The following is a 451-nucleotide window of genomic DNA, read 5'->3' as shown; positions in this document are numbered from 1 at the left end:
GATATCTTGCTTGGCCTTGTCCAGGCGGATGATTTTCAACCGGGCAGGCGGCCGGTGGTCGCTATTTCAAACCAGCGGCTGGCCGACTACACCCGACGCACAACACGCACGGTCACACGCTGCTTGAAAGCGCTTGTTGAAGCCGGGATCCTTGCATATCGCGACAGCCCGACAGGCCGCCGCTATGTGTATAGGGGCAGGGGAGGGGAGCCGGAACAGGCCTACGGTCTCGACTTTACGCCCGCCTGTCACAATCTTGATCAATTCAAAACCATGGCTGATGCGTTTCAGGCACATCTGAAGCGGCTTCAGGAAGCCAAGCGCGCTGTCAGCAGGTTATCGAGGGCGATAATCGATCTCGTTGAGGCTTCAGGTGATAACTATCAGTTGTTTGCGGATCGAGCGGTATTTGCCATCGATCAACACAAAGAGGATCCAATAGAAAGTGCAC

Annotated in this window: 1 protein-coding gene; it reads left to right on the top strand. The window is 55.4% G+C overall.

Annotation, left to right across the window (positions count from 1 at the left end; all coding sequences use genetic code 11):
* The coding region (locus tag E1297_RS00655; RefSeq protein WP_305793804.1) for a helix-turn-helix domain-containing protein at positions 1–451 on the top strand (451 nt) is incomplete at both ends.

Source organism: Roseibium sp. RKSG952, from assembly GCF_009711355.1.
The sequence above is the reverse complement of the archived record's forward strand: the minus strand, read 5'-3'. Positions and strand labels throughout refer to the sequence as shown.